We start from the raw sequence: 20799 nt of genomic DNA on the forward strand, positions 1-20799 counted from the left end.
GCTTTTTTTAATAGAGCTTCCAAACGACTTCTTTTGCCTGCTCAAAACGTTTTTCAGCCTCGCGCCAATCCACGACATTCCACCAGTGATCGACATAGCTGGCCCGGTCATTTTTGTATTGCAAATAGTAGGCATGCTCCCATACGTCAAGCGGTAAAAGGGGGATCACATCCCATTGGCTAAAGAGCTGGTGTTTTTCTGCCGTTAAAATCTCCAGCCGTCCTGATCGAGGTGCCCAGACCAGAATGGCCCAGCCGACACCTTCCACTTTTTTAGCGGCCTGGGTAAAATGTTCTTTAAAAGCGGAATAGCTTCCAAATGAAAGGTCTATCATTTGGAACAATGCCCCTGTAGGACGCCGTTTTCCGTTTGGATGCATAGAAAACCAAAAAATACTATGCAAATAATGGCCTGCTCCATGGAACGCAAGCTCTCTTTCCCAATGAGTGATTAAGTCATAATTCTTTGTCGCTCTCGCTTTTTTAAGCTCTGATTCTGCTTTGTTCAGGCCATCGACATAGCTTTGATGATGTTTTGTATGATGAAGGACCATAATATCGCGTGAAATATAAGGTTCTAAGGCGGAGTATTTGTAAGGAAGCTTTGGCAGCACGTGTTTCCCTATAGGGACATAAGCGCGTCTTTCACTTGTATCATCTGATTCTGTAATATCCCGATAAAGGGCAGCGGCCTGTTTATACCAATCTTCTTCTGTTGTTTGATCATCTTCCAGAGCCTCAATCATCTTGTCGATTTGATCTTCAAACTGGTCAAGCTGTCCTCGCTTTTGAATCTGATCTTTCAGGGCTTCACACCAATTGAACATCTCCGTTTGATAAGATTCACGTTTCATTTGCTGTCTCCTTTTCAATAGAATCTAAATACTTTCCGACAGCCAGCAAAGAGAATACAAATGGATAACTGTGATAGCGAATATAAAATTGTTTTGGCAATCCGATCCCTGCTGGATACGCGAGGCTATCGGCGCTATGCGAATTGCTGTCGGTAAGGTATTGCATGCCTTTCACAACAGACGGGTGTTCGGAATTTTCATATGTGAGCAAAGCGTCTAAAGCCCAGGCCGTTTGTACAATGGTTCCTCTATGAAGCGGTACATATGTTTTGATTTCGGCGCTTTTGCAGGATTCTCCCCAGCTTCCGTCATCATTTTGTATGGATTTGAGCCAACGCAGAGCCTTTTGTATACCGAGATGCTTTCGGTCAACCCCGCATGCATGCATACCAGTAAGAGCAGCCCAAGTGCCGTAAATGTAGCAAACACCCCATCTGCCGTACCATGACCCATTTTGTTCCTGATGTTCGAAAAGCCAGTTCACAGCGCGTTGAATATGTTGATGTTTTTTTGTGAAGCCAACTTTCTCGCCTAAAAAGTGCAGTACACGTCCGGTGAGGTCGGCGGTTGAAGGGTCAACTGCAGCGTCCTCGGCGGATTCAAGCGGCAGCAGGCGGATCAGCGGATGGTTCACGTTTTTTTCGAAAGCAGAAAATCCGCCGTCATTGTTTTGCATCGATAAAAGCCAAGATACCCCCCGCTCCCATGCTGCAGGAGAATGATTGCGGGGAATCGCCTTTAAAACGGCTGCAGTGTCGTCACAGTCAGGGTTATTTGTATTAATGTTTGAAAACCCCCAGCCGCCAGGAACTGAATTTGGATTTTTGACAGACCAATCTGCTGTTTTGGTATGCTGGCGTTCTAGCAAAAAGTCGGCTGCTTTTGTAACAGAGCCATCCGTTTCGGTCACACCATTTTTTTGTAGGGCATAGCTGATTAGAGCTGTATCCCAAACAGTTGAAGTAGAGTTTTCCAGATAAGGAACCCCGTTGCATTTAGTCACCAGTGATTTAATGCCGGTAATCGCCCTCCTGATAACAGGAGAATAGCGTGACACACCAAGTGACAGAAGGCTGTAAACCATATATATGGTTGCGCTCGCATAGCTGTATAATGTTCCATCTTTTTCAATCCGCTCCAGCATATACGTTTTAGCTGTCTGTAGGCCCAGCTGCTGAAAAGCAAATGGTGCATGAAAAACGCGTTTCCAATGTGACAAAATAGACGTGAGATCTCTTTCTTCGAAAGCATCAGACCGAAGCCAAGTGAAAGGATTTTTTGTCATGTGCGGATCGAGATGGCGAAGAGATGAAATATTGCGGTTAATAAGGACAAATCGCTGATTGAGTGTTACAGCCATAGGAGCAAAATGAATACGGGCATATGAGCTGAACTGATAGAAATGAATCGGCAATGTTGGGGGGAGCGCCATGAGTGATAATGGTAAATACAAAGCAGGCCAAGGATAAAGCCCGTTCGCGGCAAGCATCCATTTTGTCATGAAATGAACATGTCTCAAACCGCCATGTGAGATGATAAATTGTTCAGCTTTCTTCATGTGCGGCTCAGATCTGTGAAAACATCCTGAAGCCAGCATCCCGACATATCCTTGGACGGTAGCCGTTAGATTTCCGCGCGTTTCATCGGGATAGTTGATAAATGTGCCGTCTGGCTGCTGTTTTGCATGAATGCCGGCTGCAAGGGATGATATCAGTTCTTTTTCATTTTCGCCTTCATCTAGTGAGGTAAGGAGCAAAATAAAAAAGGAATTTGTCATGATTGGTCCTTCAAAGCAAAATGTCCATGAACCATCAGCATTTTGCCTATCTCTTAACTCCGTAATGGTTTTCTTTTGAAAACGCCTCACTTTCTCCTGAAGTGTGCCCATCACGCTCAACTCCTTCAGAAGCATATATATTCAGCGTCTTTTACTGCCATTACAGAAAGAAAAAAACTGCTGGCAGGCAGCAGTTTTTTAAACATACATGTTAGTCTTCAAGGTTTATCCATACACTTTTGACTTCTGTGTAATTATCCAAGGCATATGATCCCATTTCTCGTCCGAGTCCTGACTGTTTATAACCGCCAAATGGAGACGCCGCGTCAAACACATTATAGCAGTTCACCCAAACGGTTCCGGCTTGAAGTCGGTCCGCGATATAATGAGCCTGCTTGACGTTCTCTGTCCATAGTCCGGCCGCAAGCCCATATTCTGAATGGTTTGCCCGTTCAATAACTTCATCGACAGTTTCGTACGGAATTGCAGTCAGCACGGGTCCGAAAATTTCTTCTTTTGCGATGGTCATTTCGTCTTCAACATTCGCAAACACAGTCGGTGCGACAAAATATCCTGCTTCAAAAGGACAGCTTCCGCCGGTCACTGCTTTTGCTCCTTCATCTTTTCCTTTTTGAATATAGGAAAGAACGCGCTCATGCTGTTCCTTGCTTACGAGAGGCCCGATTTGAGTATCTTTATGAAGTCCCGCTCCTTGGCGGAGTGACTCAGCATAGGACGCCATTTCATCAACAACTTCATCATATTGGTCTTTATGAATGAAGACACGTGAGCCCGCACAGCAGACTTGGCCCTGGTTAAACATCACACCGTTTAAAGCGCCCGGGATGGCTTTTTTCAAATTCGCATCCGGCAGAAGAATATTAGGCGATTTTCCGCCCAGCTCCAATGTAACACGCTTAATGCTTTTCGCTGCGGTGGACATGATTTTCTTTCCGATTTCAGTGGAACCGGTAAAGGCAATTTTATCAACCGCTTCGTGGTTCGTCAGCGCTTCTCCCGCATCTTCACCGAATCCTGGGATGATGTTGATTACACCGGCAGGGAAACCGGCTTGGTCAATTAATTCTGCCAAATAAAGAGCTGAAAGCGGTGTTTGTTCAGCCGGTTTGAGGACGATTGTACAGCCTGTTGCAAGTGCCGCGCCCATTTTCCACATCGCCATCAGGAGCGGGAAATTCCATGGAATGATCTGGCCGACGACACCGACAGGCTCATGACGCGTATAATTAAAATAAGCGCCGGAAACCGGAATCGTCTGTCCTGTTATTTTTGTACACCAGCCGGCGTAATAGCGCATATGCTCAATAGCCAGCGGAATATCTCCATTAGTCGTTTCATTGATCGGTTTCCCATTATCAAGTGTTTCAAGCTGAGCAAGCTCAGTTTTATGCTCTTCCATTAAGTCTGCCAGCTTATACATCAGTCTGCTTCTCGAAGCTGGAGACATTGTTCTCCATTCACCTTGGTCAAAGGCTTTCCGGGCAGCTTTAACCGCTTTGTCCACATCCGCAGCCTGGGCTTCATACAGCGTCATCAAGGTTTCGCCGGTAGCCGGGTTTGGAGTGTCAAAGGTTGCCCCTGAGGCACTCGGAACAAACTTTCCGTCAATATAAAGCTTCTTTGTTCCCTGTAAAAATGTCTCCAGCCTTTTCGTCACTTGCATCGTTAAAGAACTCATCCGTAACAAACCTCCAGTCATTTTTTATGGTCTGTTCTGAGATTCTTGGTGATAGCACATTGATTCCTGGATTGAATAGCAGAAATAAGCTGTGATAGTTGCTTCAAACGTAAGCGTATACAAACATTCTATAATAGGAATCAAGGCAAAATCAATGAATAACCGATATTGCAATTTACAAAAGAAAAAAGCTACAATATGCTTATAGATAAGAAAAGGAGATTTCATCATGATTCATAAAAATTGGCTTGAAAAAGAAACAATTAAAAAAGTAAAGTGTGTGCAGACAAACGCAAAAAAATATATCGTAAACCGCGTTTTAACGCCGGGAAAAGAATATGAAGTAAAAAATGAAACAGAGGAGTTTCTCTTTGTGGTCGACAATACGAATAAAGTCGGCGGCTATTATAAAGAATACTTCGAAGAGATGTAATGCTTCCTTGAAGCATCAGACAGATTTTGTTAAAACATCGATACATAATCCGCAGCTCAGCTGCGGTTTTTTTGTGGTTAAAACAGGAAATATAAAACAAAATTAAAAAAATCATTAAAAACCGCTTTTTTATAAAAACATTGCTGAATATTGAAACTTTTTTCTCTATATGTGCGTATTACTTGATGACAACAGCTTAAAAGCCAAAAAACAAATCAAAAATTTGAAAAATGTAATCTGTTCGTAATGGTTTAAATGTCTTCTATGTCGTATTCTTATATAGGGATAAAGGACTTATTTTTATGTAGTGAATGATAAAACAAATAGATAAATGCAGAAAGAGGGGTTCTTCATTGGGTATTTTTTCTGTTAGCAGATCAACGGACGCAAAGAAGCTTGAGGCTTTGCTCGTTGAAGGGGAAAGAATAGAATCGATTTATAAGCTCCGAGTGGACCAAATTTGCTTTACAAATAAGCGGATCATTTTCTTTGACAATAAAATGTTTTCCAAAAAGAAGGTTCGTGTATTTCTTCCATATAAAACAATTGAAAGCTTTGCCATCCAAGAAGCGGGAATGTTTGATCCGGACACTGGGCTTTTATTGATGACAAGAAGCAAAACGTTCGAATTAGAATTTGCGAAAGACACCGATTTAAGCGAGGTTCAGGCGGTGCTGACAAAGCATTTGTGCAGCTGAATATTTGATGAGCCAGCCGTTCAAAAAATGGTTAGGCTTTTTTTTATATATATAAAAAAGAACAGGGCATGTGCGCCCTGTTCTTATTACACCACACTGTTTTTCGCTGAGTTCGAATCAACAAGATCTGCATCTAATACATTTGAAATCGGTACGACAAGAGGAGTAAAGTCGCCATTTTCTTCTCCAAACCCTTGATTTATTTTAGCTGATAAAAAGTAATCGACCTGCTGATACGGACCGAGTGTTAAAGAGGAACCTCGATCCATCGTATTGATTTTAAATCCGCCGACATTTACGACGGAGGGTGAAAAGAACATCTCATCACTTCCTTTTGATTGAGGAGTTAACCGCTTCACTTTCAAAAGAGGCCGGAGAATCAATTTGGTCTCTGTCATCCACATGGCTTCTCGTGCCCATAAATCCGCTCGCATCTCCAAAATTCTGTCCGTAGCCTTGATTTTTTTTATCTGAATTTTGCCATTCTGCCAATAAATTTTGTCCTACGTTAACCGCTGAAGCATTTTCAAAGGAATTAATTTTCAGCATGAAAATATTAATATTGATATACGGAGTTGGTTGAACCACAGGCAAACCTCCTTTCTATAGTTGTATGCTGGCGGTTATAAAGTATGTTAAGACAGGGGGCTTCAAATGGATTTCGAAAAGATGAAGCAGTGGATGGAATTCGCACAGCAGATGTACGGCGGTGACTTTTGGAAACAGGTATTTGATGAAGACCAAAAAACCCCTTTTATGACAAATGGCCAATCTCCGTTTCCGTTTGCGCAGCAAGATCAGCGAGGGAAAGGAGATGCTTCATTTCCGAGCATGGATATTGTAGATACCGTTGCGGAAGTGCAGTTTTTAATTTATCTTCCAGGCTACCGTAAACAAGACGTTCACATATTATCGTACGGAGATTATTTAGTGGTGAAGGGGCAGCGCTTTTCCTATTTTAATGAACAGGACTTTCGCCAAAAAGAAGGGAAATACGGAAGTTTTGAAAAGAAAATTCCGCTTTCCGATCATCTTCATGGAAAGATGAATGCCATTTTTAAAGACGGAATCCTATACATCACTATTCAAAAAGACGAAGGTCAAGCGAAAACCATTGTTATTGATGATTGATTTTCATACTGAGTGCATCTGACACATCACGGTCATCAATTGATTCAATCGGAATGACCATAACAATACCATCTGCATTTTGTTCCCCAAAACCGTTATTTCTTTTGATAGCAGAGCACCTGTTCCTTAACTCCGCAGAACCAAAGGTAAGGGATGAGCCGGTGCCTATCGAGTTAGTCTTGAGATGAGAAATATTGATGTTAGTCGGAAGCATGAAAACCTCTCCTTTCTATGGGATATACCTCATTATATATGTAGACGAAAGAGGAGTATGCAAAGGGTCGTGATGTCATGAAAAAAATGTTCCGGTCGCTGATCAGGCATTGCTTGAAACCAGAACTTGACAAACTGCGTGAATGTGAAGAAAGACTCTCAGTGATTGAGAAACAAAAACAAAGCAGCAAACAAGAGTCTGAAGAAACCTATATACATATTGAAACGCTGAATGTCGAAAAAGTTGACTATCATCTTGAATTCGGCGAGCTGACCATTGATGAACTGAGCGGCAGATTAAATATAGGCGCAACCTATTATATACCGCCAGAAGAGAAGGACAAAAAGTGCCAACGAAAACCCGAAGCACCATCGACGCCAGCGGTCACGATCCGTTCAAAAAGGCAGTAGCTCATCTTTCCATCGATGTTTCCATGTTTGACAGAAGGCAAAACGGGAAACAGGATAGAAAGGAGAGGATATACATGGCACTGACAAAAGAACAAACACAGCATCTCTATCATAAATTGCTCGATATGCAAAAAGAATTGTCTGGCGAGAAAAAGGAAACAGAATCAATGACGGAAGAAGTGGGGGAGCTTTCCAATGGGGTTGACAACCATATGGCAGACCACGGGACGCTCGTCACAGACCGGATGACAGACCAAACAGTGAAAGAGATTGACCGGGAGCTGTTAGAGGAGGTCAACCGTGCATTACAAAAGATGAAAGACGGAACTTATGGCGTGTGTGAAAAAACCGGCCAAGAGATTCCTTACGAAAGACTTGAAGCTGTTCCTTATGCAAGAATGACAGTTGAGGCCCAAGCTGATGTGGAGGATGATCTGGAGACAGATGCTCCTTCTTATGAAAGAGAGTTTCATAAACAGGTAAAAGACTTATCCAACAAAGAAACAATTGATCAAAAAAGCTCGCAGACGTATGAAATCTTGGATCGTGAACAAGATTCGAAGTAAAAATGGCAAGCAAGTACACCGATATTAGATGTACTTGCTTTTTTTTGAAAAAAAATCTCATATTCAAAATAAAGTGATTGACTTTACGTAAAAAAGAAAGTAACATACTATTTGTAAGTAAATATAAAAAGTTTACCGGGAGGAATACAAATGTCTACAGTTTTATTTGTAAAATCAAGCGACCGTACAGCTGAAGAAGGCGTTTCAACTAAACTTTACGAAGCTTTCTTAGCTGCTTATAAAGAAAACAACCCTAATGATGAAGTGGTTGAATTAGATCTTCATAAGGAAAACCTTCCTTACCTTGGCAGAGATATGATTAACGGAACATTTAAAGCAGGTCAAGGAATGGAAATGACAGAAGATGAGAAAAAACAAGCAGCAATTGCTGACAAATATCTGGACCAGTTTGTAAAAGCTGACAAAGTTGTTTTCGCATTCCCGCTTTGGAACTTCACAGTGCCAGCAGTGCTTCATACTTATGTTGATTATCTGTCTCGCGCAGGCGTTACATTCAAATACACACAAGAAGGACCAGTCGGTTTAATGGGCGGCAAAAAAGTTGCGCTTCTTAACGCTCGCGGCGGTGTCTACTCAGAAGGACCAATGGCTGCACTTGAAATGTCATTAAACTTCATGAAAACAGTTCTTGGTTTCTGGGGTGTTCAAGACTTGCACACAGTTGTCATCGAAGGACATAACGCAGCACCTGATCAAGCGCAAGAAATCGTTGAAAAAGGTTTACAAGAAGCAAAAGATCTTGCTGCAAAATTCTAATAAAGCCAAGACTCCTATCGTTACAAATAGGAGTCTTTTTGTATATACACATTAATATAGAAGAAAATAATCATTCGCTTTTAGCGAAAAAGGCTGTTTTTTTTATTGTAATATATTTTTTATTTGTCGAATTGTCAGGTATTTTGGAGAAAAAGCAGTTTTATTCACTGGAAAAAGTTTTTCTAAACAATTGTTTTGGCCTCTTGATTAAAAGCGCCTGATGGTGTACTATATTAAAGAAGCTACTTTGTGCGTATTGTTAATTAAGTTTTAACCTTTAAGCTGTAATAGGGAGTTTTATATCGAAGCCGGAATGTCATGCCTCCATTGCAGAGGACGACAGGAACGTTTCTGCAAACACCCACTTTGAGGAGTGGTGGTTTAAAACTTTCTTACTTGCATACGGCAAGACGTAGCGAAAGCCATTTCCTTTTCGGAAATGGCTTTTTATTTTATCTAAAAAGGTTTGGTATAGTGAATATTCCATTTTTATGTGAAAGAAATGAAGGCCGCTTTTTTATGATATGATGGGAGAAATTCAAGGAAAAGCGAGGTTTACACGTTATGTTACATAGAGCCCAATCCCTTCTGGCTCATTATTTTGGTTATGAGAAGTTTCGGAGCGGCCAAGATGAAGCGATCCGCTTGGTGACGGAAGCGAGGCAAAATACGGCCTGCATTATGCCGACGGGAGGCGGCAAATCGGTTTGCTATCAGATTCCGGCATTAATGTTTGAAGGGACGACGATCGTCATTTCACCGTTGATTTCCTTGATGAAGGATCAAGTTGATGCGTTAGAAGAAGCGGGGATTAACGCCGCCTACATTAACAGCACACAATCCAATCAGGAAATATATGAGAGGCTGAACGGACTCAAAGAAGGAGCTTATAAGCTTTTTTACATTACACCAGAGCGACTAACGTCCACAGAGTTTATCCGGATTTTGCAGGGGATAGATGTTCCTTTGGTCGCAATAGACGAGGCGCACTGTATTTCTCAATGGGGCCATGATTTCAGGCCAAGCTACAGGAATATTGAAATCTTGTTCCGTGAATTACACGACAAGCCTGTCATCATGGCGTTAACAGCAACAGCCACACCCGAGGTTCATGATGATATTTGCAAACAGCTGCATATTCAAAAAGAAAACACGGTATATACCGGATTTACCCGAGAGAATTTAACCTTTAAAGTAGTAAAAGGAGAAAATAAAGATCGGTTTATAGACGAATATGTGCAAAACAACAGGCATGAAGCAGGAATTGTCTATACCGCGACCAGAAAAGAAGCTGATCGGATATATGAGAGATTGAAACGAAATCAAGTCAGGGCAGGTCGGTATCACGGAGGTTTGGCTGATGATGTGAGAAAAGAGCAGCAGGAAAGGTTTCTTAATGATGAGCTTCAAGTGATGGTGGCAACCTCTGCTTTTGGAATGGGTATTGATAAATCAAATATCAGATTTGTTCTGCATGCACAAATTCCGAAAGATATGGAAAGCTATTATCAAGAGGCAGGACGAGCTGGACGGGACGGTCTTGCCAGTGAATGTGTTCTCCTGTTTTCACCGCAGGATATTATGGTACAGCGCTTCTTAATTGAGCAATCAGAACATGAAGAGAAACAAAAGCAGGATTTAAAAAAGCTGAGACAAATGGTCGACTACTGCCATACGGAAGATTGTCTGCAGCGTTTTATCCTTATGTATTTCGGAGAAAAGGAGCCTGATGCGTGCGGACAGTGCGGAAACTGTACCGATACAAGAGCGGCCCATGACGTGACGCGGGAGGCGCAAATGGTCTTATCTTGTATCATTCGCATGAAAGAACGGTTTGGCAAGACGATGGTTGCACAGGTGCTTGCCGGCTCCAAAAATAAAAAAGTTCTTGAAAACGGCTTTTCCGACCTTTCAACATACGGGATATTAAAACACCAATCCGTTGGCGAAATCAGTGATTTTATCGAATTTCTTATTTCTGACGACTTCATCAGGATGTCAGACGGAACGTTTCCGACTCTTTTTGTCAGCAGTAAAGGAAGGAATGTGCTGAAAGGAGAATTATCAGTAGCGAGAAAAGAAGCGTTAAAAGCGGCAGCGATTACTGAAAATGACGAGCTATTTGAACGATTGCGCATGGTTCGGAAAGAAATTGCTGCTGAGCAGGGTGTTCCGCCATTTGTTGTTTTCTCTGACCAAACGTTAAAAGAAATGTCAGGAAAACAGCCCGTAAATGATGATGAACTTTTGTCTATAAAAGGAGTCGGAGAACAAAAAAGAGCAAAATACGGCCGGCTTTTTTTACAAGAAATACAAGCTTATGCAAGGATGACAGACTAAAAAACAGAAAAAAAATCTTTTTTTCTATAAAAAACACATTTTATTTTCTCTGTTTCGCCTCAAAATAAAAAGACCTGCGAAGCCTATTATATCAAGGGTTCAGCAAGTCTTTCCATCAGAGAGAAATCCTTCATGTAAAGGAACTGTAATCTAAATCATATCTTTTTGTTATTGATTTGACATTTACGTGTGTTACGATATCACCTGTTAGCCGCCAATAAAAAGCTAACAAGGGAGGATTTACTTATGAAGAAGACGATTATGTCCTTTGTGGCAGTTGCTGCACTTTCAACAACTGCATTCGGAGCTCACGCTTCTGCAAAAGAAATTACGGTGCAAAAGGGTGATACGCTCTGGGGAATCTCTCAGAAAAATGGAGTGAACCTAAAGGACTTAAAAGAATGGAACAAGTTAACTTCTGATAAAATCATTGCAGGAGAAAAACTGACCATTTCTTCAGAAGAAACAACCACGACTGGGCAATATACAATTAAAGCGGGAGACACGCTTTCTAAGATTGCTCAAAAATTCGGCACGACAGTCAACAACCTGAAAGTTTGGAATAACTTAAGCTCTGACATGATCTATGCTGGATCAACTCTTTCAGTAAAAGGTCAGGCAACAGCAGCAAACACAGCTACTGAGAATGCGCAAACAAACGCACCTCAAGCTGCACCAAAACAAGAGGCTGTGCAAAAAGAGCAACCTAAACAAGAAGCTGTACAACAGCAACCTAAACAAGAAACAAAGGCTGAGGCAGAAACTTCTGTTAACACAGAGGAGAAGGCTGTTCAATCAAATACAAATAATCAAGAAGCTTCAAAAGAACTAACAGTTACTGCTACTGCTTACACTGCTAACGACGGCGGCATTTCCGGCGTTACAGCTACAGGCATTGACTTAAATAAGAACCCGAATGCGAAAGTTATTGCGGTTGATCCTAATGTAATTCCGCTAGGTTCTAAAGTCTATGTTGAAGGCTACGGGGAAGCAACAGCAGCAGACACTGGCGGCGCTATTAAAGGAAATAAAATCGACGTATTTGTACCAAGTAAAAGTGATGCTTCTAATTGGGGCGTCAAAACTGTAAGTGTTAAAGTCTTAAACTAATAATATAGATTGTGATAAAAGACATGAGCTTTTGGCTTGTGTCTTTTTTTGTTCTGCTTAGAGCTGTTTATATCATATGCTGATAAAAGAAAGTGGTCCCGTTTTTCTCTTTATGTGCGATTCAGGGGCTCTCGGGTTAAAAGATTGGTTCCACATTACAGAGACATTCGGCATCATGACATTTATAGCTGGTTGTTACTATCTTTGATCAGCGAAACGAGCTGGTGTTGTATCTTTTTTGGCAGATAATAAGCAGTTGGATGTAGCAGATGCCATTTATGGAATCGGATTGATTTCAGACGGTTTTTTATTGTGATATTAGGCTCTTGCAGTTGGGCATGGCAGCTTCGGGAGCGAAGTGGCACAACTTTGTCATACTGAAAATACAAAATAATCAATATCAGAAATTCTGCTGATGTGCAATGGCCGACCATTTTAACAGGGATATCATTCAATCCAGTCTTTTATTGGGCTGTTAACCAAGCAATCGTTCAGCGGGCGTAGGAGCGAGGATATGGATCAATTTAATTCTGGTTGCGACGAGGTTCTCAAACGGGAATTTCAGGTTAACAAAAAGGATCCTGGCAGATGCCAAGATCCTTTTTTATTTAAACCAGCCTTTTTCTTTTGACCGGGTAATGGCTTCAATTCGATTTTTCACTTCAAGCTTTTCTAGAATCATTGAGATATAATTCCGCACCGTCCCGCTTTTGATGCTGAGTTCCTGAGCGATTTCTTTTGTGTTTTTACCGTCAGCCACAAGTTCGAGCACTTCTTTTTCTCTATCTGTAAGAGGGTTAGCTTCGCTGTATAAGTCCTCCATCAGCTCAGGTGCATAGATGCGTTTTCCGTTCATGACGCTACGGATGGCGTTGGCCAGCTCTTCACTCGGACTGTCTTTTAACAAATAGCCTTTAACGCCAGCTTTAATAGCTCTCTGAAAGTAACCGGGTCTGGCGAAGGTGGTTAAGATGATAATTTTGCAGCCTGTATCTTTTAGCTCCTCAGCAGCTTCAAGCCCTGTTTTTCCGGGCATTTCAATGTCCATAATACATACATCAGGCTGGCGTTTTTTGACAAAATCAACAGCATCTTGGCCGGTTGTACCTTTGCCTACGACTTCCATATCGTCTTCGAGGTTTAGAAGTGATCCTAAAGCGCCCAGCAGCATTTGCTGATCTTCTGCAATAAATATACTAATCATATAAGCCATCCTTTATGTTTATTTTGAATTATTAGGAATTGCCATGGTAAGCTTGGTCCCGTTTTCGGTATCGATGTGAAGGCTTCCGTTTGCAAACTCAAGCCGTTCTCTCATCCCGAGTAAGCCATGTCCTTTTGAAAAGGAATTTTCTTCTCCTTTGAATGTTCCATCGTCAGACACTGTTATCACAACTTCCTTCCAGAGCTGCTGAATGTCAACTCGGCAAGTTTTAGCCTGGCTGTGTTTGACGACATTTGTGACAGCTTCCTTTAAGCACATGCTCAAAATGTTTTCATTCAGCAATGAGATATTTTCGGGCCATTTCTCTTCTTCATAGATAAACATAATGTCAGCTGCTTCGAGAATTTGTTTGATGTTGATCAATTCATCCTTGAGCCGTATGCCCTTCATAGAGGAAACGATTTTTCTTACTTCATTTAAAGAAGTTCGCGCTGTTTGCTGAACACTTTTCAGTTCACGAGCTGCTTGTTCGGGATCTTTGTATATCAATTTTCTTGCTAAGTCGCTTTTTAAACCGATAAGAGAAAGCTTTTGCCCAAGCGTATCATGGAGATCGCGGGCAATTCGCTGACGTTCTTCTAATTTTACCAGTTCTGCAATCCGTTCATTTGCATCCTCGAGCTTTTCTTCAAGCCGTTCGCGCTCCTTGCGGCTTCTTATACTAAAGGGCAATAAAATTGCGCTGATGAGGGTTATGACGACAAAAGGAATTTGTGTCAGAAAGAATTCCTTCTTTAATACGAGACTGAAATTGGCTGCGACGGCTGCGCTTATTAAATGGACATAATATAAAATATGAAAAGGGACGCGTTCCTTAATGTTTCCTATAAAATACGCGATAAAAAAAGCAAAATAAATATAACTGAACAGAGTAATGGAGGCGGTTGAAATGCCAATTAATAAAAATCCCCACAAATAAATGGTCCAGCCTTTTGAGACAAAAGCAAATCGATATACCGAAAAAAATAAAAGCGTCAAAATGATGCCGACAATAATAACAAATGTAGATGATGATTTCCATATAAAGTAGAAGGGGAGGATGAAAAATATCGTCCATATATAGGGCGTAATCCCGTTTAGTTTTTGAAATGTAAAATGATTTTTAATCATGATCTTACCTCATTTTCAGCTTTTCATCTTACTTGTAACTTTATCATTGTGAAAGCCAGAATGCACCCTCAAACAATAAAAGGAAGCCTTCTAGTATATTAGAAGACCTCCTTTATCATCAGGCATTCTTCCGCAGCTTCTGTTTTTCTGGTGAATCAGGCGGAAGGCTTACAGCTATATGTTTTATAGCCCGAAATGACACAAACTGTTTGTTATCTTCATCCCATAGACGGAACGCAAGTGATTGCAGGCTTGTTTTTAAGGTGATTGTCGGTACGTTTTTTAATGGTTCGTGATGTTCATGAGCAACTTCAAGCTTATAGTTAGGCACCTTTGGACTCAAATGATGAACGTGGTGGTAACCAATATTGCCTGTTAGCCATTGAAGCAGTTTCGGGAGTTTATAAAATGAACTGCCTTCAACAGCAGCCTGAACGTAGCTCCAGTTTTCATCCGCTTCAAAATAAGAATCTTCAAAGGTATGCTGCACATAAAACAGCCAAACACCGATTGAACCTGAAATCAGAAATATCGGGCCTTGCACCAGTAAAAACGATTGCCAGCCAAAGATCAGACAGCAAGCAGCAGCCAACGCGACAATTGCCAGATTCGTAAGGTATGTGTTTACACGTTCCTTGCGTCTTGCGCCTTTTTTGTTAAAACGGTTCGTGATCAGAAAAACATAAATCGGTCCGAGAATAAACATGATAAACGGGTTTCTATAAAGTCTGTATGCAAGCTTTGTTCGTCTGGATGCAGCTTTATATTCGTTTACTGTTAACATCCAGATGTCTCCTGTTCCGCGTTTATCCAGATTGCTGCTAGTTGCATGATGAATCGAATGGCTGTGCTGCCATTGAAGATACGGGAATAAAGTCAGGACACCTGTCAGAAAACCGAGAATGTGGTTATAGCGTTTTTGTTTGAAAAAAGATTGATGGCAGCAGTCATGGAAGATGATAAAAATTCTTGTCAGAAAACCTGCGGCAATCACCGTTAATGCTAACGTAAGAAGATAGGAGATATCGAGGCTGAGATAAGCAAGAAACCATAGGCCGAAGAATGGGATAAACGTGTTTAAAAGCTGAATCAGGCTGTTTTTTGTTTCAGGCTGAGCAAATGCAGCGACTTGCTTTGTCAGCTGTTTTTGTTTATGTGCAATGGTTTGTTCAGTCATAGTAAGTATCCTCTCATTGTGTGTCTCGGTTCAGTATACGCTAATGAGAGAAGTCTTTTGTAGTAGCACACATCATGCCTCCTATATGACATTTGTCATGTCTCGTGCGGCATACATAACCGATTGCGCTAAAAAAGCTTGTAAAAAAATTTACAAGCTAATTAATGTTTATCAATCCATATGCGTGATGTACCCGAAATAGCTTCAATCCTGCATGTTCCTCCTATAGGGAACGTGGCAATTGGCGAGGTATGTCCGGCATTTATATTTGCGATGATCGGGATGTCGGATAATTCTTTTTTTGTTTCGATCATGGTTTTTACAAGATCCATTGATACGTTTGATGCTTTCTGAAATCTGCCGATCAAAATCGCCTTTACATGTGAAAAAGCGGGGAGGTGGATGAGTGATTGCAGATCGCGGTCAAACATATGGATGTCTGACATATAATCATCTTCAATCAATAAAATAGTATGTTCTGTTTCAGGAAAATACTCCGTTCCCTGCAGCAAATTAAGCGTGCATAAGTTTCCGCCAATTAAAGTGCCTTCCGCATAACCTTCTTGGATTACAACAGGGCCGTTATTAGGATAAAAACGCCTGTTTTCTTGATCCAAAAACCAGCGATCATCGCTCCACTCACTTGAAGGAAGAATTTCAAACGGATCGTCTGAAGCGCAGCAAGAAAGAAAATACTCCTCTGTATAATCAAGCCCTTTTTTCATTGCAAATGTTGAGAAGTGGGGACCTGAATACGTAACAAGACCCGTTTTTTGATAAATAGCGTTGCAAAGAGCGGTTATATCGGAATAGCCGCACAGAATTTTTGGATGTCGTTTGATTTTCTCGTAATCAAGATAACGCAGCAGCTGATTTGAATTAAACCCTCCGAGTGTCGTTAAAATCGCTTTGACGCCTGGATCAAAAAAGGCAGCGTGCAGATCATGGACTCTTGACTCGATAGAGGATGAATCAAATTCGTTACATTCATTTGCGTGTTCAGCGATGGTTACCCGATAACCTAAGCGTTCTAACGCCGTTTTTGCTTGGATTTTTGCTTCATTTGATAATATAGACATGCTGGTCGCGGGAGACACGATCCGGATTTCGTCTCCCTTTTTCAGTTTTGAGGCGTACATAGAACCCTCCATCAATGGTTTTATACCATTACAGCATATCTTGGCTCTTTCTTCCAGACTTTTTTACAAATCAACCCACTTAATGCTGCCGGATTGGGTATCATGATCGATACATACTTTGAATTGATGTTTTTCATAAAAGTGAATCAGCCGGTCTACATGATTCCAATCCCGTTTGGCGATGTCTCCGGTGACTTTCGGTATATTGTGGTCTCTTGCAATATCTTTTAAATATTTCATGCAAATGGAGCCAAACCCGTGATTCGGAGGGCCTTTTATATCCCCTATATGAATGGCATCGTCCTTGTAAGACGCTACAAGTGAAAAACAGCCTTTTCCTCGGTATGCCGTTTTACAATCAGTTAGCATAATTTTGCATGTTTGGCCATCATCAATCGAGGAAACAATCATCCACTCATCATGTTTCGATTGATCAATACCAAGCACTTTGGCATCTTTAGATAAATCCTTCATATTCTCCTGCATGCGATAAATTTGAAATTCTAAATCATTTAGTTCTTCTTCAAGCTCTTGACGATTTTTTTCTTTAATAGTAAACAAGATCAAACTCCTTTCAAAAATCAGCTTAGAAACACAGTTACCAATTGTATTAGAAGAGAGGCGTATTGTAAACAACAATTCCATTATTACTAGAAATTAGCGGAAAGTCAGGTTTGATCGTTTTTAAGAGAGGAAAAAGAAAACTAACCTGTGAAAAAGGAGGAATCGGAATGGCGATTGATTCATTGATTAACAAATTACAGTATGTCCAATTGGAACCGCCGGATAAAATTCTCTCTCTGTATCTCAATACAGACATGAGAGATCCAGAGCAGCAGGGGGGAGAATGGAAGATCGCCCTAAAGTCAGGATTCAGCCGATTAAAAGAGTATTTGGCAGCTAGTGATCCAGAGGAGGAAAAGTGTCTGGATGGAATCAGGGCTAAAATGAATCAATACTTGAATGCAATGGGAAAAGACATGCCCCGCAGTCTCGTGTTTTTTGTTTCCGACAGCGGCATATGGGAACCTATTAAGCTTCAAGTCCCTGTAGATACAAGATTTTACTGGGAAGAAACAGCTGTCCTGGATCAGCTGAAGGATTTGCGCCAGGCATACCCAAGTACGGCGTTTATTTTAACTCAGCAGCATGAAGTGAAAATTATTGAAACTGTTTTAGGGAAAATTGAGGCGGTGGAGCGTTATGAGTATGATATGATCAATGAGTCTTGGAAGAATAGCCATTCCGCTGTAGACAAAGCGCCACCATTTGAAGAGAACCGGATGAGGGAACATGTAACAGAGAACCAATCGAGACTGTATAAGCGGCTGGCTGCCAGCCTTGATCAAAAAGCTGCCGCGAAAAGATGGGAACGAATGGTTATTGCCGGGGATAAAGAAACGGCCGATATCTTGGATCAGCATATGAATAAACCCATTCATTCGAAAATTCAAAAGAACCTGCTGAATGAAAATGAACATAAGGTCATTGAACATTTGATAAAAGAGGCGTAAACCTAACAGGCCGGGGCTAATAGCCTCCGGCCTTTGAAGTGTGTCTAATTTCTGACGAAGCAATCGAAACCGTTGACATCTTCTTTGAATTTGCATACGATTTGGATAGCCAGTACAAATTAGGAGAGGTCACCAAATGAACCAAACAGAAAATAAACCGAAAAATTACACGGGGATTGTCCTTACGCTGACAGTTCTGATTAACGGTTTAATCGCAGTGCTGTTTTTTATGCCTAAATTAGATCAGTTCAGCCATGCGAATATTCACATTTTGCCAATGCTGAATGCGATATTCAACAGCTTTACGTTTATCTTCTTATTGGCCGCGCTGATTATGATTAAACAGAAAAATATCAAAGCTCACAAACGCTTTATTTTGGCCGCATTCACAACAACATTACTATTTTTGATTTGCTATGTGACGTACCACTCGATTGCGGAAAACACGCTCTATGGCGGAGAAGGTATTATGCGCCCGATTTATTTCTTTATTTTAATTACACATATCTGCCTTTCTGCAATTATTGTGCCGCTTGCGCTGTTTACGCTGATCAGAGGCTTCAGCATGCAGGTGGAGCGCCACAAAAAAATTGCGAGATGGACAATGCCTCTATGGCTGTATGTAAGCCTTACAGGCGTTATTGTATATTTGATGATTTCACCGTATTACTAAAAGCCATACTCAGTATGGCTTTTTTTACATGTAAACATGGCAAAAGCCCAAATTCATTTTTGGGCTTTTGTCAGTAAATTGATAGACTCTTATTCATGAGCCTTGGATTCCATGGTTTCAAGTGTTGCAACCTGCAAAGATTCTTCAACAGTTTTTGTTTTTTCTTTTACTTTTTCTGCATACGTATAATCACCGTAGCAATACGGATAGCGGAAATTTTTCGCATTTCCCCCGCAAGTATACAGATCAGGATTTTTTTTGACTTGCTGCTCGGAGTATTGTTTTGCCAATTCCTCAGTATGCGTTCCTCCATGTTCAGCTACAAAATCAATGTAACCTGCCCCCATGTTGTAGCTTTGAATAATGGTATCCAAATCCACGCCTTTTTCCTTACCGGTCTTGTACATGAGGGTAAATTGCTTGATGCCTTGTTTAACACTGAGTTGAGGGTCTGTTATCTCATTGCGTTTTAACCCCAGAGATTCAGAGGACTGCATGGGATCATTGCCTTTTCCTTTTGACTCCTGATACATCATGCCTAATATGAGTGATGTATAATTAGAGAGTCCTTGGCTTTCAAGCTCTTCTTCCACCAGGGGTTTGTAATCGGTTAAACGTTCCAAAACAATCGTTTTCGTATCGATCGGAAGTTTTTTGATTAAATCCCGGTTGAAAAAAAGCAGGACCAATAAAAAAGAGGCGATGACAAAGACAAAAATCATCATAAAACCCGCAGCAGCGAAACAGCCTTTTCTCTTTTTCTTCACTGTGTTTCACCCTCAATGTTTGGAGCAGTATGACCTTTTTTATTATGACATAAGACGGTATATCAGACCAAGTAAAAACCTGATTTGAAACATAAATTTAAACTATGAGATTGAAATGGAATACAAGCAGGCTGGTTTGCACTCAAGCGCATTTGTTATAAGATAAAACTATGAATAAAGAAAGGTGATACATATGACTGAATTTAGAGAAACGGAACAATCGGCTGCTGATCTGGACGAGGAGACGCTGTTTCTAGTCGCGCAAACATTCAAAGCGCTTTCTGATCCTACCCGAATCAGAATTCTCCATTTATTGTCCCAGGGTGAGCATGCAGTAAACGGAATTGCAGAAAAGCTGAATTTACTGCAATCCACTGTGTCCCACCAGCTTAGATTTTTGAAAAATCTTCGGCTTGTCAAATCGCGCAGAGAAGGAACATCGATTTATTACTCTCCGGAGGATGAACATGTTTTAGATGTTCTTCAGCAAATGATCCATCATACGCAGCATGATTGAAAAAGACATCCTTGCTTAACTCGCTGCTAGCGGGCAAGGATGTCTTTTTCTTTATTGTGTCCGTGCTGTTCGAATTCGTTTCTGCTGAGCTTGATGACAAAAGAAGAAAAACCGATATAATAAACGGCTATCAGAAAAAAGACTCCTATTGTCAGAGGGTCCGTTCCGATTGACTGACCGTAAGATCCAAGGCTGTTTAGATCAGGCGAGGTAAGATAAAGCTCTGTCACTCGATATAGAAATCTTGACAGGAATAAGGTTAGGAGAATCATTTCTACCCAAATATGAGTCCGAAAATAGATCTTTCCTCTGCGTTTTTCAAAAGAGATGTTTTTCTTAGCGAAAAAGACAAGGAGCCATCCGCCAAGAATGCCCAAAATGAGATATCCATATAAAAAAGGGTGAATGGCGCTGAAGATTGAAAGGCCAAAAGCAAACAGCGAGAAAAGAATGATACGGGTGAACAGCCAGCGGGGCTTCAGCGGCTGGTATCCGATGGACCTTTTAATTTTTTTATACAGAAAAAAGATGATGATCATGGCAGGATAAACGCTCTGAAGTGTAAGATGCATGATGTGAAATCCCCTCCGTTGAGAAGTGTATGCTTATCCGGTCAGAAATAGTAGCTGAAATAAATACTGAACACAAAAAAGAAGGGGAAACCCCTGT

24 protein-coding genes and 1 other RNA gene are annotated in these 20799 nt (G+C 41.1%); 12 read left to right on the forward strand and 13 right to left on the reverse strand.

What is annotated here, in order from left to right; all coding sequences use genetic code 11:
• Window positions 1-7 precede the first annotated feature (7 nt).
• From MKY10_RS11240 to dhaS, 3 genes are all read right to left on the reverse strand, one after another.
• Window positions 8-853 (reverse strand): superoxide dismutase, encoded by an 846-nt coding sequence (locus MKY10_RS11240; protein ID WP_015251901.1) that lies wholly within the window; start codon window positions 851-853, stop codon window positions 8-10.
• Window positions 843-2741, reverse strand: coding sequence for a sporulenol synthase (gene sqhC / locus MKY10_RS11245; protein ID WP_048655127.1), 1899 nt, complete (start codon window positions 2739-2741; stop codon window positions 843-845). The genes MKY10_RS11240 and sqhC overlap by 11 nt, the downstream gene beginning before the upstream one ends.
• 100 nt (window positions 2742-2841) lie before the next feature.
• Window positions 2842-4329 (reverse strand): aldehyde dehydrogenase DhaS, encoded by a 1488-nt coding sequence (gene dhaS / locus MKY10_RS11250; protein WP_015714095.1) that lies wholly within the window; start codon window positions 4327-4329, stop codon window positions 2842-2844.
• 229 nt (window positions 4330-4558) lie between these two features.
• Between dhaS and MKY10_RS11255 the strand changes: the two genes are divergently transcribed.
• Both MKY10_RS11255 and MKY10_RS11260 read left to right on the forward strand, forming a co-directional pair.
• Window positions 4559-4762 (forward strand): DUF6501 family protein, encoded by a 204-nt coding sequence (locus MKY10_RS11255; protein ID WP_003231245.1) that lies wholly within the window; start codon window positions 4559-4561, stop codon window positions 4760-4762.
• Between the two features lie 353 nt (window positions 4763-5115).
• Window positions 5116-5460: a PH domain-containing protein gene (locus tag MKY10_RS11260; RefSeq protein ID WP_003220141.1), complete on the forward strand. Its 345-nt coding sequence runs from the start codon at window positions 5116-5118 to the stop codon at window positions 5458-5460.
• Window positions 5461-5546: 86 nt separating this feature from the next.
• Here the strand turns inward: MKY10_RS11260 and MKY10_RS11265 are convergent, their stop codons facing one another.
• Together MKY10_RS11265 and MKY10_RS11270 are read right to left on the reverse strand one after the other, a co-directional pair.
• Complete coding sequence (locus tag MKY10_RS11265) at window positions 5547-5780, reverse strand: hypothetical protein (RefSeq protein WP_003231251.1); 234 nt, start codon at window positions 5778-5780, stop codon at window positions 5547-5549.
• 4 nt (window positions 5781-5784) lie between these two features.
• Window positions 5785-6048 (reverse strand): hypothetical protein, encoded by a 264-nt coding sequence (locus tag MKY10_RS11270; protein ID WP_004399338.1) that lies wholly within the window; start codon window positions 6046-6048, stop codon window positions 5785-5787.
• Window positions 6049-6114: 66 nt separating this feature from the next.
• Here MKY10_RS11270 and yocM point away from each other — a divergent pair, with 66 nt between their 5' ends.
• The gene (gene yocM / locus MKY10_RS11275) at window positions 6115-6591 is read left to right on the forward strand and encodes a salt stress-responsive protein YocM (RefSeq protein ID WP_003231255.1); all 477 of its coding nucleotides are present in this window, start codon (window positions 6115-6117) and stop codon (window positions 6589-6591) included.
• Here yocM and MKY10_RS11280 read toward each other — a convergent pair.
• Window positions 6578-6805, reverse strand: coding sequence for a hypothetical protein (locus MKY10_RS11280; RefSeq protein WP_004399329.1), 228 nt, complete (start codon window positions 6803-6805; stop codon window positions 6578-6580). The two genes, yocM and MKY10_RS11280, sit on opposite strands and share 14 nt — an antisense overlap.
• 77 nt (window positions 6806-6882) lie before the next feature.
• Between MKY10_RS11280 and MKY10_RS11285 the strand changes: the two genes are divergently transcribed.
• The 6 genes from MKY10_RS11285 (at window position 6883) to MKY10_RS11310 (ending at window position 12008) form a co-directional block, all read left to right on the forward strand.
• A complete protein-coding gene (locus MKY10_RS11285) occupies window positions 6883-7215 on the forward strand; it encodes a hypothetical protein (protein WP_003231257.1) in 333 nt (110 codons plus the stop codon).
• Between the two features lie 74 nt (window positions 7216-7289).
• Window positions 7290-7781 carry a TraR/DksA family transcriptional regulator gene (locus tag MKY10_RS11290; RefSeq protein ID WP_044052512.1) on the forward strand — a complete coding sequence of 164 codons (492 nt, stop codon included), beginning with the start codon at window positions 7290-7292 and terminating at the stop codon, window positions 7779-7781.
• Window positions 7782-7931: 150 nt separating this feature from the next.
• Entirely contained in the window at window positions 7932-8558 is a 627-nt protein-coding gene (gene azoJ / locus MKY10_RS11295; RefSeq protein WP_015251906.1) for an FMN-dependent NADH-azoreductase AzoJ, read from the forward strand.
• 236 nt (window positions 8559-8794) lie between these two features.
• Window positions 8795-8981: non-coding RNA, 6S RNA (gene ssrS / locus MKY10_RS11300), on the forward strand.
• A gap of 141 nt (window positions 8982-9122) precedes the next feature.
• Window positions 9123-10898, forward strand: a complete 1776-nt coding sequence (gene recQ / locus MKY10_RS11305) for a DNA helicase RecQ (protein WP_048655128.1) — start codon at window positions 9123-9125, stop codon at window positions 10896-10898.
• 246 nt (window positions 10899-11144) lie between these two features.
• Window positions 11145-12008, forward strand: coding sequence for a 3D domain-containing protein (locus tag MKY10_RS11310; RefSeq protein WP_003231267.1), 864 nt, complete (start codon window positions 11145-11147; stop codon window positions 12006-12008).
• Window positions 12009-12612: 604 nt separating this feature from the next.
• Here the strand turns inward: MKY10_RS11310 and desR are convergent.
• From desR to MKY10_RS11335, 5 genes are all read right to left on the reverse strand, one after another.
• Complete coding sequence (gene desR / locus MKY10_RS11315) at window positions 12613-13212, reverse strand: two-component system response regulator DesR (RefSeq protein WP_004399356.1); 600 nt, start codon at window positions 13210-13212, stop codon at window positions 12613-12615.
• 18 nt (window positions 13213-13230) lie between these two features.
• The gene (gene desK, locus MKY10_RS11320; protein ID WP_015251908.1) at window positions 13231-14343 is read right to left on the reverse strand and encodes a two-component sensor histidine kinase DesK; all 1113 of its coding nucleotides are present in this window, start codon (window positions 14341-14343) and stop codon (window positions 13231-13233) included.
• Window positions 14344-14461: 118 nt separating this feature from the next.
• Window positions 14462-15520, reverse strand: a complete 1059-nt coding sequence (desE, locus tag MKY10_RS11325; RefSeq protein ID WP_339226470.1) for a fatty acid desaturase DesE — start codon at window positions 15518-15520, stop codon at window positions 14462-14464.
• A gap of 161 nt (window positions 15521-15681) precedes the next feature.
• Entirely contained in the window at window positions 15682-16659 is a 978-nt protein-coding gene (locus tag MKY10_RS11330) for an LD-carboxypeptidase (RefSeq protein ID WP_087614581.1), read from the reverse strand.
• Between the two features lie 63 nt (window positions 16660-16722).
• Window positions 16723-17220 (reverse strand): N-acetyltransferase, encoded by a 498-nt coding sequence (locus MKY10_RS11335; RefSeq protein WP_014477061.1) that lies wholly within the window; start codon window positions 17218-17220, stop codon window positions 16723-16725.
• A gap of 170 nt (window positions 17221-17390) precedes the next feature.
• Here MKY10_RS11335 and MKY10_RS11340 point away from each other — a divergent pair, with 170 nt between their 5' ends.
• Window positions 17391-18173 (forward strand): VLRF1 family aeRF1-type release factor, encoded by a 783-nt coding sequence (locus MKY10_RS11340; protein ID WP_064671115.1) that lies wholly within the window; start codon window positions 17391-17393, stop codon window positions 18171-18173.
• A gap of 136 nt (window positions 18174-18309) precedes the next feature.
• Window positions 18310-18846, forward strand: a complete 537-nt coding sequence (locus MKY10_RS11345) for a DUF420 domain-containing protein (protein ID WP_003231280.1) — start codon at window positions 18310-18312, stop codon at window positions 18844-18846.
• Between the two features lie 89 nt (window positions 18847-18935).
• Here MKY10_RS11345 and MKY10_RS11350 read toward each other — a convergent pair whose 3' ends face one another.
• Window positions 18936-19613, reverse strand: a complete 678-nt coding sequence (locus MKY10_RS11350) for a lysozyme family protein (protein ID WP_003231283.1) — start codon at window positions 19611-19613, stop codon at window positions 18936-18938.
• Between the two features lie 193 nt (window positions 19614-19806).
• Between MKY10_RS11350 and czrA the strand changes: the two genes are divergently transcribed.
• Window positions 19807-20130, forward strand: coding sequence for a Zn(II)-responsive metalloregulatory transcriptional repressor CzrA (czrA, locus tag MKY10_RS11355; RefSeq protein WP_003231284.1), 324 nt, complete (start codon window positions 19807-19809; stop codon window positions 20128-20130).
• Window positions 20131-20156: 26 nt separating this feature from the next.
• Here czrA and csk22 read toward each other — a convergent pair whose 3' ends face one another.
• Window positions 20157-20702, reverse strand: coding sequence for a mother cell-specific sporulation protein Csk22 (gene csk22, locus MKY10_RS11360; RefSeq protein ID WP_046160488.1), 546 nt, complete (start codon window positions 20700-20702; stop codon window positions 20157-20159).
• Window positions 20703-20799: the final 97 nt, after the last annotated feature.

It is taken from the genome of Bacillus sp. FSL P4-0290 (genome assembly GCF_037975435.1).
GTDB classification, from domain to species: domain Bacteria; phylum Bacillota; class Bacilli; order Bacillales; family Bacillaceae; genus Bacillus; species Bacillus subtilis.

Bases quoted from the DNA above. Each gene is read 5' to 3' on its own strand.
- MKY10_RS11240 (WP_015251901.1), bottom strand. From the start codon at position 853: ATGAAACGTGAATCTTATCAAACGGAGATGTTCAATTGGTGTGAAGCC.
- sqhC (WP_048655127.1), bottom strand. From the start codon at position 2,741: ATGGGCACACTTCAGGAGAAAGTGAGGCGTTTTCAAAAGAAAACCATT.
- dhaS (WP_015714095.1), bottom strand. From the start codon at position 4,329: ATGAGTTCTTTAACGATGCAAGTGACGAAAAGGCTGGAGACATTTTTA.
- MKY10_RS11255 (WP_003231245.1), top strand. From the start codon at position 4,559: ATGATTCATAAAAATTGGCTTGAAAAAGAAACAATTAAAAAAGTAAAG.
- MKY10_RS11265 (WP_003231251.1), bottom strand. From the start codon at position 5,780: ATGTTCTTTTCACCCTCCGTCGTAAATGTCGGCGGATTTAAAATCAAT.
- yocM (WP_003231255.1), top strand. From the start codon at position 6,115: ATGGATTTCGAAAAGATGAAGCAGTGGATGGAATTCGCACAGCAGATG.
- MKY10_RS11280 (WP_004399329.1), bottom strand. From the start codon at position 6,805: ATGCTTCCGACTAACATCAATATTTCTCATCTCAAGACTAACTCGATA.
- MKY10_RS11285 (WP_003231257.1), top strand. From the start codon at position 6,883: ATGAAAAAAATGTTCCGGTCGCTGATCAGGCATTGCTTGAAACCAGAA.
- MKY10_RS11290 (WP_044052512.1), top strand. From the start codon at position 7,290: ATGGCACTGACAAAAGAACAAACACAGCATCTCTATCATAAATTGCTC.
- azoJ (WP_015251906.1), top strand. From the start codon at position 7,932: ATGTCTACAGTTTTATTTGTAAAATCAAGCGACCGTACAGCTGAAGAA.
- recQ (WP_048655128.1), top strand. From the start codon at position 9,123: ATGTTACATAGAGCCCAATCCCTTCTGGCTCATTATTTTGGTTATGAG.
- MKY10_RS11310 (WP_003231267.1), top strand. From the start codon at position 11,145: ATGAAGAAGACGATTATGTCCTTTGTGGCAGTTGCTGCACTTTCAACA.
- desR (WP_004399356.1), bottom strand. From the start codon at position 13,212: ATGATTAGTATATTTATTGCAGAAGATCAGCAAATGCTGCTGGGCGCT.
- desK (WP_015251908.1), bottom strand. From the start codon at position 14,343: ATGATTAAAAATCATTTTACATTTCAAAAACTAAACGGGATTACGCCC.
- desE (WP_339226470.1), bottom strand. From the start codon at position 15,520: ATGACTGAACAAACCATTGCACATAAACAAAAACAGCTGACAAAGCAA.
- MKY10_RS11330 (WP_087614581.1), bottom strand. From the start codon at position 16,659: ATGTACGCCTCAAAACTGAAAAAGGGAGACGAAATCCGGATCGTGTCT.
- MKY10_RS11340 (WP_064671115.1), top strand. From the start codon at position 17,391: ATGGCGATTGATTCATTGATTAACAAATTACAGTATGTCCAATTGGAA.
- MKY10_RS11345 (WP_003231280.1), top strand. From the start codon at position 18,310: ATGAACCAAACAGAAAATAAACCGAAAAATTACACGGGGATTGTCCTT.
- czrA (WP_003231284.1), top strand. From the start codon at position 19,807: ATGACTGAATTTAGAGAAACGGAACAATCGGCTGCTGATCTGGACGAG.
- csk22 (WP_046160488.1), bottom strand. From the start codon at position 20,702: ATGCATCTTACACTTCAGAGCGTTTATCCTGCCATGATCATCATCTTT.